Annotated in this window: 11 protein-coding genes and 2 pseudogenes; 2 read left to right on the top strand and 11 right to left on the bottom strand. The window is 31.5% G+C overall.

Annotated features, from left to right (window positions below; all coding sequences use genetic code 11):
• Positions 1-80 precede the first annotated feature (80 nt).
• The 7 genes and pseudogenes from dprA to ylqF form a co-directional block, all read right to left on the bottom strand.
• A complete protein-coding gene (gene dprA, locus HMPREF2897_RS10615; protein WP_002499693.1) occupies positions 81-956 on the bottom strand; it encodes a DNA-processing protein DprA in 876 nt (291 codons plus the stop codon).
• Between the two features lie 324 nt (positions 957-1,280).
• Positions 1,281-1,381, bottom strand: a pseudogene (locus HMPREF2897_RS13300) (IS200/IS605 family transposase); the annotation flags it as partial.
• Positions 1,382-1,438: 57 nt separating this feature from the next.
• Positions 1,439-1,550 (bottom strand): annotated as a pseudogene (locus HMPREF2897_RS13295) (IS200/IS605 family transposase); the annotation flags it as partial.
• Between the two features lie 195 nt (positions 1,551-1,745).
• Positions 1,746-2,654, bottom strand: a complete 909-nt coding sequence (gene sucD, locus HMPREF2897_RS10610) for a succinate--CoA ligase subunit alpha (RefSeq protein WP_002446283.1) — start codon at positions 2,652-2,654, stop codon at positions 1,746-1,748.
• 21 nt (positions 2,655-2,675) lie between these two features.
• Entirely contained in the window at positions 2,676-3,842 is a 1,167-nt protein-coding gene (gene sucC, locus HMPREF2897_RS10605; RefSeq protein ID WP_002439496.1) for an ADP-forming succinate--CoA ligase subunit beta, read from the bottom strand.
• A 107-nt stretch (positions 3,843-3,949) separates the two neighbouring features.
• Positions 3,950-4,720 (bottom strand): ribonuclease HII, encoded by a 771-nt coding sequence (locus tag HMPREF2897_RS10600; protein WP_002489955.1) that lies wholly within the window; start codon positions 4,718-4,720, stop codon positions 3,950-3,952.
• A gap of 4 nt (positions 4,721-4,724) precedes the next feature.
• Positions 4,725-5,588, bottom strand: a complete 864-nt coding sequence (gene ylqF, locus HMPREF2897_RS10595; protein ID WP_070593183.1) for a ribosome biogenesis GTPase YlqF — start codon at positions 5,586-5,588, stop codon at positions 4,725-4,727.
• Positions 5,589-5,915: 327 nt separating this feature from the next.
• On the opposite strand from ylqF, the gene HMPREF2897_RS10590 reads away from it, so the two are divergent.
• Together HMPREF2897_RS10590 and HMPREF2897_RS10585 are read left to right on the top strand one after the other, a co-directional pair.
• Complete coding sequence (locus HMPREF2897_RS10590; protein WP_046044078.1) at positions 5,916-8,516, top strand: YfhO family protein; 2,601 nt, start codon at positions 5,916-5,918, stop codon at positions 8,514-8,516.
• Positions 8,509-11,112 carry a YfhO family protein gene (locus HMPREF2897_RS10585; RefSeq protein ID WP_002475979.1) on the top strand — a complete coding sequence of 868 codons (2,604 nt, stop codon included), beginning with the start codon at positions 8,509-8,511 and terminating at the stop codon, positions 11,110-11,112. Before HMPREF2897_RS10590 ends, HMPREF2897_RS10585 begins: the two co-directional genes overlap by 8 nt.
• A 179-nt stretch (positions 11,113-11,291) precedes the next feature.
• Here HMPREF2897_RS10585 and rplS read toward each other — a convergent pair whose 3' ends face one another.
• The 4 genes from rplS to rpsP form a co-directional block, all read right to left on the bottom strand.
• Positions 11,292-11,642 (bottom strand): 50S ribosomal protein L19, encoded by a 351-nt coding sequence (gene rplS / locus HMPREF2897_RS10580; RefSeq protein ID WP_002436293.1) that lies wholly within the window; start codon positions 11,640-11,642, stop codon positions 11,292-11,294.
• Between the two features lie 105 nt (positions 11,643-11,747).
• On the bottom strand, positions 11,748-12,485 hold the full coding sequence (gene trmD / locus HMPREF2897_RS10575) for a tRNA (guanosine(37)-N1)-methyltransferase TrmD (protein ID WP_002457376.1): 738 nt from the start codon (positions 12,483-12,485) through the stop codon (positions 11,748-11,750).
• Positions 12,485-12,988, bottom strand: a complete 504-nt coding sequence (gene rimM / locus HMPREF2897_RS10570; RefSeq protein ID WP_002487161.1) for a ribosome maturation factor RimM — start codon at positions 12,986-12,988, stop codon at positions 12,485-12,487. The genes trmD and rimM overlap by 1 nt, the downstream gene beginning before the upstream one ends.
• Positions 12,989-13,114: 126 nt before the next feature.
• A complete protein-coding gene (rpsP, locus tag HMPREF2897_RS10565) occupies positions 13,115-13,390 on the bottom strand; it encodes a 30S ribosomal protein S16 (RefSeq protein ID WP_002439483.1) in 276 nt (91 codons plus the stop codon).
• Positions 13,391-13,528: the final 138 nt, after the last annotated feature.

Below are 13,528 nucleotides of genomic sequence, written 5' to 3'. Positions count from 1 at the left end.
AATTGTTATTATTTTTGATTCATTAAACTTTAACTAAATTAAAGGATATAAATAATTAATTCAGAAAGTAAATCTATCATTTACATAAATAGATAATCAATTAAGATACTACTTTCATCTATAACAACTTGAGCACCTTCATTTATCCTTCGTAAATTGCCTTTAGTCATTTTGTTGAACATTGAACCAGGTAGAACATAAACATTTCTATTTTGCTCTAAAGCACAATCAATAGTAATTTGACTACCACTTCTTTCTTCAGCCTCAGTTATAAGAACCCCTCTAGACAGACCACTTATAAGTCTGTTTCTTTCAGGAAATTTATACTTATTTATGGGAGAAAATGGTGGATATTCACTTATCACTAAGCCATTTCTTTCAACTTTAGTTCTTAAATTTAAGGTTGCTTTAGGATAATGATAACAATGTCCAAATCCAAGTACGCCAATAGTTGGTAAAAAGTATTTAAGTGCGGTTTGATGTGCTACACTATCTGCGCCACGCGCTAATCCAGAAACAATCGCCATATTTAATTGTCTAAATGAAGGAAAAAGATAGTTTAAAGATTGACTTGTATATTGTGTGGCATTACGTGAGCCAATTACAGCTAGAGAGTGAGAATGATTAAAGAACTGTGGATTTCCTTTGTAGAATATCACATAAGGATAATCATACATTTCTTTGCAAAGAGAAGGGTAGTTATCATCGAAGTATGTCGTAAAACTAACATTTGCTTTTTTCATTTCTTTAATAATGTCCATCAGCTTTAATTTTTTGAAACGTTCATATTTGTTCCATAGTCTTTCAGAATTACGCTCTGTAAGCCACCTTTTTATCATGTCATGTTGATGAAATACGTTTTCTGATAGAAAGCCGGGATATTTACGTGTAAGATGATGAAGTTGTGCTGTAGTGAAATTTGCCCAATATAGTTTTAACATCGTATGTTGTATCAATTATCATTACTCCTTTGTTTATATTATACCTTCAAATCCAAATTTTTTAGTTTACTGTTTAAAGACATTTAATTTTTAAATATCATGTATTTGTAAGGAGTAATTTAATGATAAGGGTTTAACGTGTCATAGTATAATGTAAAATTGTCGAATTTCATGTTTCTACTATTATATATATCAATGTATCAAAAAAGATAACTAATTTTTAAAATAAAACCATACTGATACTTAATCCGTTATTTTGATTTTTATTTAAATCAACCTACCTGGTTCCTCACCAAATTCTCTGCACTAGAATTTTCTGTTCCCATATTTATATTTTCAATTGAAATATCTATCAAAAATTAAACTATTCTTCTATTTAAGTATTCAACAAATGATGATACACCTATATGGGATGGAATACTTACCAACATATGTATATATCTTTGCTTCAATTATTTTACAATTTTCCACTCACATCATTGACACAAGGGGTTTCCTATCCCTTATTTCTTTTCCATATATCACTAGCCTACTATATCTGGGCTCAAAAACAATGTGCTACTTACAATTTCATTATGTATGTGCTAAACTGTTTGTGTCGGATGACATTAAAAAGCATCTCTTCGTGTTGAATATTTTGGTTGGCTGACCGATGTATATTCTAGCATGTAGAGATGCTTTTTTAGATAAAGGTAAAACTTTTGTGAATCATACGCATAACGTATGGTGTTCTTTATACAAAAAAACAACGAACCTGAACAAGGTTTAATGTTCAAGGTTCGTTGAAATCAATACTAATATATATTATTTTTTAATAGTTAATAACTCTTCATAAATGCCTGCTTTTTTAGCTGCATCAATAAGGGTTGTTCCTATTTCAGAAGGTGTATCTGCAGTTTCAACACCACAATCGTTTAATGTTTTAATCTTTTCAGATGCTGTACCCTTACCTCCTGAAATAATAGCTCCAGCATGACCCATACGTTTACCTGGAGGCGCTGTCTGACCGCCGATAAAACCTACTACAGGTTTGTTCATATTTTCTTTAATCCATTGTGCCGCTTCTTCTTCTGCAGTACCACCAATTTCTCCAATCATTACTACGGCTTTAGTTTCAGAATCTTCATTGAATGCCTTTAAAACATCAATAAAGTTAGTCCCATTTACTGGATCACCGCCGATACCTACAGCAGTTGTTTGACCGATACCTTCTTCAGTTAATTGATGCACTGCCTCATACGTTAATGTACCAGAACGAGACACGACACCAACATGACCTTTTTTATGGATATATCCCGGCATAATACCAATTTTACACTCATCGGCAGTTATCACACCAGGACAGTTTGGTCCGACTAAACGTGTTTTACGACCTTGTAAATATCTTTTTACTTTAACCATATCAACAACAGGTATATGTTCAGTAATACAAATAACCATGTCTAAATCGGCATCAGCTGCTTCAATAATTGAATCAGCAGCGAATGGTGCTGGTACGTATACAACAGATACATTAGCTCCTGTTTCATTTTTAGCTTCTTCAACAGTGTTATATACTGGAACACCTTCTACAACTTGTCCACCTTTACCAGGCGTTACCCCTGCGACAATTTGTGTCCCATAATCAAGCATTTGTTTTGTATGGAAAAGGGCAGTAGACCCTGTGATACCTTGTACCATTACTTTCGTATTTTTATCAATAAATACACTCATCTTAGTGCTCCCATCCTTTCCTTATGCTTCTTTAACAAGTTTAACAATTTTTTGAGCACCTTCAGCCATAGTTGCCGCTGGCTCAATAGCTAAACCTGATTCGTTTAATATTGCTTTACCACGTTCTACATTAGTTCCTTCTAAACGAACAACTAATGGTAATGTTAGTTCAACTTCTTTAACCGCTGCTACAATACCTTCGGCAATAACATCACATTTCATAATTCCACCAAAAATATTTACAAAGATACCTTTAACATTGTCATCACCTAAAATAATTTTAAATGCTTCAGTTACCTTTTCTTTTGTAGCACCGCCACCTACATCTAAGAAGTTGGCTGGATTTCCACCAAAATGATTAATTGTATCCATTGTTGCCATGGCTAAACCTGCGCCATTAACCATACAACCAATATCTCCATCTAAAGCGATGTATGATAAATCATATTTAGAAGCTTCTATTTCCTTAGGATCTTCTTCTTCTAAATCTCGTAATTCTAAAATATCTTTATGTCTAAATAATGCATTATCATCAAAATTTAATTTAGCATCTAAAGCCAATACTTGACCGTCTCCAGTTGTAACAAGTGGGTTGATTTCAACAATAGAACAATCTTTTTCGATAAAGACATTATATAGTGCGAGTAAAAATTTAGTTGCTTTTCCAACTGATTCTTTTGGAATGTTAATATTAAAAGCGATACGTCGCGCTTGGTAAGGTGATAATCCTACTACTGGATCAATTGTTTCTTTGAAAATCTTTTCAGGTGTTTGAGCTGCAACCTCTTCAATTTCAGTTCCACCTTCTTCTGATGCCATCAAAGTCACTTTATCAGTAGCACGATCAATAACAAAACCAACATAATATTCTTTTTGGATATCGCATCCTTCTTCAATATATAAACGTTTAACCTCTTTGCCCTCTGGCCCAGTTTGATGTGTGACCAATTGTTTACCTAGCAGTTCATTTGCGTATGTTTCGACTTCAGATAATGATTTAGCAATTTTCACGCCGCCTGCTTTACCTCTACCCCCAGCGTGAATTTGCGCTTTAACCACATATACGTCTGAATTTAATTCTTTCGCTTTTTCCACTGCTTCTTCAGCAGTAAATGCTACTCGTCCCTCTGGAACTGCAACGCCCATTGAACGAAATATTTCTTTCCCTTGATACTCGTGGATATTCATCTTCCATCCTCCTGTTTCTTAGGTTAAGTTGCCCTTTAATTATAAAAAATGTAAGCGCTATTGTAAACTGATTGACAGTATTTATTGCAATTTAAGCAAAATTCAAATTATTTCATCATTGATTTAATCGGTTCAAATGATTGACGATGTTCATTGATAAAGCCCACTCGATCAATAGCCTCTAAATGTTGCTTAGTTCCATAGCCAGCATTTTTATCAAAACCATAGTCTGGAAACTGTTTAGATAGTTGTCTCATATATTGATCACGATATTCTTTAGCCATGATACTTGCTGCTGCGATAGATACACTTTTAGCATCACCTTTAATAATTGAAGTTTGTGGGATATCAATATCTAGTGTCATTGCGTCTATTAATAAATGCGTAGGTGTAACATCTAAGTGATTTATAGCACGTAGCATTGCTAATTGAGTTGCCCGATAAATGTTCAATTCATCTATTTCAACTGAGGACGCTATGCCATATGCATATTGATAGACATTTTCTTTTAAATTTTGATTAAGTCGTGCTCTATTTTTGGGAGATACTTTTTTAGAGTCATCTAAACCAATATAATGATGATTCTTCTCTAAGATGACTGCACAAGCCACAACTGGTCCAGCCAAGGGCCCACGCCCTACCTCATCAATTCCACAAATTAATGCATCCCTATTAGATGACATAATATTGTTTTCGTATTGATTCATGGATAAATAGTGCTCTTCTAATGCTTGTTGCTTAAGAATATTTTTTTCCCTAGACTTAATCGCATTTATAACACCTTTACGTGAATCATTATTTGCTTCATGTTTATGTAACTCTTCCAACGTTTCAATTTGAGATAGTTTTTCTTTAATTTCTTTAATTGTTAGAGACATACTATCATTCACTCTTCATTTCTTTTAAAATATCAAAACAATAAGTTCCAATTTTGGCATTTCTCATATCATTGATAATCAACTCAATGACAGATTCATAATCTACTTCATTTCCTTTTTGTAACAATCCCCTTCTTCTTCCAATCGCATCAAACCAATCGAGTATCTCAGCGTCTTCATGTGTATCAATATTATAATGTTTCTTTAAAGCGGAAATATCATGCTTAATCATAAAATTCAAACCATAAATAGCTACCTCATCTAAATGCACAATACTATCCTTAATTGCACCAGTTAAACTTAATTTTTTACCGACCTCTTCATCTTCGAATTTAGGCCATAAAATACCTGGTGTATCAAGTAATTGAAGAGACTTCCCAACTTTAATCCATTGTTGCTGTTTTGTTACTCCTGGTTTATTTCCAGTTTCGGCGATACTACGTTTTGCTAACTTATTTATTAGTGTTGATTTTCCAACATTAGGAATGCCTACAATCATAGCTCTTATCGCTCTAGGTTTTAAACCTTTAGCTTTTTCACGATCAAATTTTTCTTGAGTTGCTTTTATAGCTTCAACTTCAACATTTTTAAGATTCTTGCCATGTTTTGCATCTACAGCTATCGGATAAAAACCTTCATCTTTAAAATAAGTTTCCCACTTTTCTAATTCTTTTAAATTCGTCATATCTTTTTTATTTAAAATTACTACTCGAGGTTTTTGTTTAATGACATCATCAATCATAGGGTTTCTCGAACTGTATGGAATACGTGCATCGACGAGTTCAAAAACTACATCTACCTTTTTCAGTTGTTCACTAACTTGTCTTTTGGCTTTAGCCATATGACCTGGATACCATTGTATCGCCATGCGTCATCATCCTATTCTTATTATTTTCTTAAACTTTTATCTATAACTTCATAATTATACTTTATAATAGCTAACCCAACCACTTTAAGTTTAACATGTGCATCATTTAGGATAAAAACCATTCTTCAATTCATAACAAATCTACGATGACCATTTGTAAACTTATTCAAAACTATTAAAATCAATTAACTTTATTAAATTACATTAAATTTAATGTAAATAGATTTAAATAATGCCACTAATACTTTCATTCATTGCCACAATAACCTACAATTTGACTAAACTAAAAAATTTTCAGCTCAATATGATGCGTTTTAGGAGAAATAAATGAGAAGAAAAGCATGTTTCATTATATTATTAATTACATTATCATTAATTGGTCATAGTTATATTATTTTTCGTTTTCATCATGATGGTATTCTTTCAACTGGCCCAAATGATGGTATGGAACAGATGATTCCTATTCAAATGTATCTTTATCATCAATGGACTCAAGGAAACTTATTTTATTCAACACATTTGGGTCTTGGTGGAGATTTTTTCACTGACTTAAGTTATTATTTTTCAACAAATTTAATATTTATTTTAAATGTCCCTATCATCAAATTATGTGAAATATTCTTTTCATTGAACACTAATCAAATTCTTCTTTGGATGTACAATGCGCTAATTGTTTCAATTATTAAGGCAACTATTGCTCTGTTTTGCACTTATTTATTTAGTTATTATATTTCTAAAAATAAAATAATCAGTTTATTGATTTCATTTATTTTTGTTATGTCACCTTTGTACTTTAGATTTACAATTTACTGGCCATTCTTTAGTGATACTTTCATTTGGTTACCACTCTTATTATTAGGGATTGAACGTTTATTAAGGGATTTTAAAGTAGGTTTATTTATACTAACTGTAAGTCTAATTCTAATTAATAACTTTTATTTTGCATATTATTTCCTCATTATTGGTATAGGTTATACCTTGATTAGAATTATTTACAGACATCCTAAAGATAGTTTAACTCGTTGGCAAGCTTCTCTTACAATTATATGTAGTGCGCTACTCGCTTTAGGAAATAGTATGTTTGTGTTCTTTCATGGTGTTCAAAGTTTTCTTAATAATCGTCGACAATCATTTACAGGACAAGTAAATTGGATTGAACATTTAAGTAAAGACACTAATATATTTTTCGATAATTACTTGATTGTTGTGTTATTTTTATCTATTCAAGCTCTTTTGACAATCAAATTATATAAACATTTTTATTATAAATTATTTGCATTGTTATTATTGGCAACAATTATTTTTGCATTTCTCCCATTTGTTGACCAACTATTTAATGGGTTTTCAGCACCTCAAAAACGATGGCATTTTATCTTAGCCTTTAATAGTTCAATTTTAATTGGGTTATTTGTAAAGTATTTTAAAACAATTCGTCCAAAGACCTATATTTATACTAATCTGATAGCTCAAAGTGTCATCTACATAAGTTCAATTAGCTACCATACTTTTTTACCTTGGATCTCTTTAGTTCCAGTTGTGTCAGTGATTGGGCTATTAATTTTATTAATAAAAGAGAAAAAAGTACGTTATTATCTTACTTACATTTATAGTATTTCGATCGCTGCTCTCAGCCTTATGATTACTTTCGTATTCATAAAAAATCAAATTTTCTTTCAAGATCATATTAATCGTGCGAACAAGCGATACATTAATTCAAGTTTATATAGCTCGGCTATGCAAAGATCTTTAGTAAAAGAAATGAATCAAACTAAGAATGACGATCAACGAATAAATTGGCGTGTCGATGAACAAGATAATACCCCTATGTATCAAAATTTTAAAGGACTTAGTATTTACTCTAGTATATTTCATCACAATATTCTCGATTTCTATTACGATGCGTTAAAAATTAATTTAGCTGAAGAATCTGTCAGTCGATACCAGTCTACGAATGCTCGCCAAAATATCGAGAGTCTGTTTTCAGTAAAATATTTAATGATGAAAGACTATCAAAATTTTATTCCATCTTATTTTAAAAAAGTTAAGTCACGCGGACAATATATTATTTATAAAAATCAACTTCTACTACCAAGTGTAAAAGTAACACAAAACATTTATAATCATAAAAGTTTAAAAAAGCCTATAGATAGGGAGCATGCAATGATTAATGGTGCTATTGTGACATCCAAAGGTGAATCATACCACTCAAAAGTTAAAAATTTATTAGACCAAACACGTGTGTCAACACAAAATATAACACGATATTCAAACAATGAACTAACCGTTAATAAAGAGAGCGGAATAATCAAATTACATTTACCTAAAAATATAAGAGACAAATACAAAGATTTTTATCTCACTATGAATATTGAACGAGGTGAACCTGACAGTAATTACACAGTGAGCATCAATCAATATCATAATCATCGTCTATACAACGATTCTATATATCGCACGGGAATAAGCAAGGTGCTTTATCGATGTTTACCAGACAAAAATGGTGACATTACGATTCAATTATCACCAAATGGTAAGTTCAATTTGGAACTGTTAGAATTAAACGGTGAAAATTATGATACGCTAAAACAAGCACACCATCATGCTAACTTTAATATGTGTTATAAAGATATAAAAAACGGGGTAAAAGTTAACTTAGATCATCATTCTAAGGGACTTGCAGTTATTAATATTCCGTATCGTAAAGGTATGCGTGCATACGTGGATGACCGACAAGTCAATATCAAAAAGGTAAATTATATGATGACAGGTGTCCCAGTTAATAAAAATGATAAAACAATTGTGATTCAATATCGACCACCTTTTCTAAAAACGATGTTTTCTATCTCAATATTTAGTATAGTGTTGAGTATTGTATTCATTAGATTAAAGAATATAAGGAAAAGAAAGATGAGGACTCGCCATGATTAAAAATATATGGAATAAACCTATGAAACGTTTTACACTAATCGTTTTACTTAGTTGCATATTGTCATTTATTCTATATGGCCCTTTTCTCTATCAATTTATAACTAAAGGTATTGTATTTAGTGGTAGTGGAGATGGCTTCAGACAAATGATGCCTTTTCAAATGTATCTTTATGAACACTTTACATCATTAAAAGGGTTTTATGATGCTTCATTTGGGTTGGGAGGCGACTATGTAAAATCACTGGCATATTATTATTCACTCTCTCCATTGATGTGGATTAACTTCTCCATGATATGGATATTGGAACAAACTATCAATGTGAATCCTCATGACATCAGCTTTTGGCCAATAAACCAATTAATCATGGCATATGTGCGCACTGTAATCACATTTATTTTTTCATTTTATTTATTTAATTATTTGCGACTTAAACCTGCACCATTGTTTATAGCAACTATATTATATGGTATGTCTACTGTTGTTACATATTATAATTTTACTTGGTCATTTTACGGCAATCTTTTAATTATGTTACCTATGTCAATTTGGGCTATAGAAAGATTCTTTAAAGAACGTAAAATAGGATGGTTTATTTTCGCGATTGCTTATACGTTATTCTCAAACTTTTATTTTAGTTACTATGAAGCAATTGTCATTGGTTTCTATTTTATTTATCGAGTCGTTATTCCTCATGAGACAGATATCGTGAATCGTTGGCAGAAATTTTACATACTCGTATGTGCCACTTTGTTAAGTGTATTAGTAAGTATTTACGGACTATATACTGGTGTATCTTCTTTTTTAGATAATGACCGAGCGCAAAATCCTAATTTCAAAATTACTTTTTTCACAAATTTATTTGAAACCAATTATAATATTTTTGCTAATGGCTTTTACATTACAATTTCTTTTATTGCTATCATTGCATTATTTTGTTTTAAATTATATCAACACTATTATTATAAATTGTTCGCAATTGCAACTTGGATCTTACTCATCGGTTCTTTTTTTCAATGGTTTGATAGTGCATTTAACGGCTTTTCATTGCCCCAAAGACGTTGGGTTTACTTCTTAGCATTATCAACAAGTGTATTAATTGCATTGTTTATACAACATTTAAGTGAAATATCAATTAAAGAATATACCTTTGTTGCTATACCAGTATTCATATACGGTTTCGTATTTATCACACTGTCTGAAAGATCAGTAAAGTGGATGTTTGTTGCATTGATTTTAATCATAGTGTTGTTTATATTTATTAAATATAAATCGTTGTTAACCCGTACTTCAATGATGGTATTACTCGTTGTCTTATTTTTAGCTCAACAAGTCTTAATGACTAATGATTCTAGAAAAATTACTATCGAACCTTATCAAACGACTATCAAAACAATTAATGATTCAAGCTATAGAAGTCCTGTCCTAAATAAAAAAATTAAGTATATGCATCAAAGCTCTACAAATCCATTGAAAAGATTAGATTATTTTTCATACTATGCATTAAACTCACCTATGATATATCACTACAACGGAACATCATTGTATTCTAGTATTTTCGATGGAGATATATTGAAATACTATGACAAGACGTTACAAATTAATATGCCTGTAGATAAAAATAGTACTTATCGATATTTAAATAATCGTGCAAACTTAATGTCTCTTTGGGATGTTCAAGATCGATTACGACATCCTGATGATTTAAATATGCCTTATGGTTTTAAAAAGAAAGAACTTATAACTGATAAAAAAGATCAATGGATTCATTCTGTTAATACAATAAATTATCCTAGTGCACACGTTACTAATAAAATTTATGATCCAAAAACACTAAAATCTCCCCTTGATAGAGAGCAAGCTATGCTTAAAGGTGTCGTATTGAATCATAAATCCCAAGCCAATACTGATTTTAAACCTAATACTAATTTACTTTCTAATGCAAAACAAAACTTAAATCATGCGAATTGGATTGATAGTAAACATTTAAAAGTTAAACAGAATAATGGTGGCGTCACTCTCAATTTACCACGCAATATAGTTAAAAATTATAAAGATATGTATATTGAAATGGATGTTGAATTACTATCTCCTGACAAAGAACATAAAGTAGGAGTTAATGAATATTCACAAGAAAGAAACCGTTTATCATACAAATATCGTCGTTTTGTTTCGCCAGTGACGATGCGTGCTAAAGCTTCAAATCAACTTAACATCAAGATGTCAAAAGGAGTTTATCGTTTTAAAGTAAAAGGAATTTATGGTGAAAACTATCAAACATTAAAAAAAGCTTCTCAACAGCTCCAGCCAGTTAAAGTAAAAAAAGAAAGAAATGGTTTCACAATTATTAAAAAGAAAAAGGAACACGGTTATCTCGTCTTGCCAATGGTATATGCTAAAGGAATGCATGCAATGGCAAATGGAAAGCCTCTAAAGGTTCAACAAGGAAACGGTATTATGACTACTATTCCTGTAAAAGAGGGACAAACAAAGATAAAATTAAGTTATACCCCTCCTTATTTTTATTTATTAATCACTGTCAGTTGTATTGGAATCATTTTGAGCATTCTTTTCACTCATTACGTAAAAAGAAAATAAATTAATTATTAATGATTTTCATAACTAAATAGTTTTAATAAAATAAAAAAGCTTTCAAACTCTGATAAAACAGAAGTTTGAAAGCTTTATTTTCATTGTGGCACATCTTAAGCAATATGTTGAAATTGGCAACTATAGTGCTTATAGACTGGCCTTTTATAAATTGTCGAATATACTGATTAGCGAATTTCTTGAATTCTAGCAGCTTTACCACGTAAACTACGTAGGTAATATAATTTAGCACGACGTACTTTACCACGACGTTTAACTTCAATTTTTTCGATTTTAGGCGTGTGTAATGGGAAAGTTCTTTCCACACCTACACCAGAAGAAATTTTACGAACTGTGAAAGTTTCTGAAATTCCTCCACCACGGCGTTTAATTACAACACCTTCGAAAACTTGGATACGTTCGCGAGAACCTTCAACGATTCTTACGTGTACACGTAAAGTGTCTCCTGAACGGAAAGTGGGTAAATCAGTACGTAATTGTGATTTAGTTACTGCTTCGATTAACTTATGATTACTCATTATAAATTCTCTCCTTCAACCTATGTTCTTGCCTAGACAAAAGTATAGCAGCGGATCATAGTGATTATTAGTGTTTTTTCACACTTGAATTATAATAGCATAACGTTAATCATTTTTCAATTTCTTTTTATAGGTTTCTAAAATTTCTCTATCTTTTTCAGTTAATGGATATTGTTCTAATAAATCTGGTCGCTTTTCATAAGTACGAATGAGCTTTTGCTCATGTCTCCACTGATCAATGTGCGCATGATTGCCAGATAATAATACTTCAGGTACGCTCATATTTTTATATTCACGTGGACGTGTGTATTGAGGAAATTCTAACAATCCATCTGAAAATGAATCATCTTGATGTGATGCTTGATTACCTAAGACGCCTGGAATAAGCCTCACTATTGCATCCGTCATCGTCATTGCTGGTAACTCTCCACCAGTTAGGACATAATCACCCATTGATATTTCGTCAGTTACAAGATGCTTACGTATGCGCTCATCATATCCTTCATAGTGTCCGCAAATAAAGACAATATGTTTTGCTTCACTTAATTCTTGTGCAATCTCTTGAGTAAAGGGACGGCCTTGTGGACACATAAGTATCACTCGAGTATGTTCATTACGATTTATGTCTTCCATAGCATTAAAAACAGGTTCAGGCTTTAATACCATACCTTGGCCACCACCAAATGGGTAATCATCAACTTGATTATGCTTATTAACAGAATAATCTCGGAAATTGATAGTATTAACATTGATGATTCCCTTATCTTGCGCACGTTTTAGTATTGAGTGATTTAAAACACCTTCAAACATTTCAGGAAATAGCGTTAAATAATCTATCTTCATTAATCTAACAATCCTTCCATCGGTGTAATTTTAATCGTTTTATTTTCTATATCAATATCTTTCACAACATCTTCAATATAAGGAATGAGATACTCTTTTTCACCTTTCACAACCCAAACGTCATTAGCACCTGTTTCAAAAATATTAATCACCCGGCCAATTGGCGTATCATCATCTTTAAATACTGTACAACCAATAATATCCGAATAATAATATTCATGCTCTCCTAATTCTATATCTTGGTGATCACGTTCTTGATAAATATAATCACCTTTCAAATGTTCAATATCATTTATGTTGTTGATTCCTTCAAACCTTAACATGTGAAACCCTTTATGTATACGATAAGAATCGACCGTATAAACAATTTCAGTATTATTATGTTTTACAAGTAATTGTTCACCAGGTTGAAATCGTGTTTCAGTAAAATCAGAGTTGGATTTCACCTTTACTTCCCCTTTAATACCATGAGTATTGACTATTTGTCCAACCTCTACTTCCATATATGACCCTCCTTCTAAATAAAGTTTATTAAACTGAATCAAATATATATTAACACGTATGTATGTAACAAATAAATATGATTAAAAAAGGACGCCATATTGGCGTCCCACAAAAATATGAGCTAATTATTTAGCATTCTTTTGTTCATCAAATTTTTTCAAAATACCTTCTCTAGATAAGATATTGTGAACTGTATCAGTTGGTTTAGCACCGTCGTGTAACCATTTTAAAGCTAATTCTTCGTCGATTTTAACTTCTGGTGCATTAACGTGTGCTGGATTGTAAGTACCTAATTGCTCAATGATACGACCATCACGTGGTGAACGTGCATCTGCAACTACGATACGATAGAATGGGTTTCTTTTAGAACCTAAACGAGTTAAACGAATTTTAACTGCCATTTAAATTACTCTCCTTTATGTGTTTATGATTTTATTTTCTACAAGAATAAATAATAACAGTTACACAAATTTTTGTAAAGACTTTTTTCTTTACCAAAAGTAGATTTACGAAGTAAATCGTACTTTTGGTTATGCATG

This window comes from Staphylococcus sp. HMSC065D05 (assembly GCF_001813195.1).
GTDB classification, from domain to species: domain Bacteria; phylum Bacillota; class Bacilli; order Staphylococcales; family Staphylococcaceae; genus Staphylococcus; species Staphylococcus epidermidis.
The sequence above is the reverse complement of the archived record's forward strand: the minus strand, read 5'-3'. Positions and strand labels throughout refer to the sequence as shown.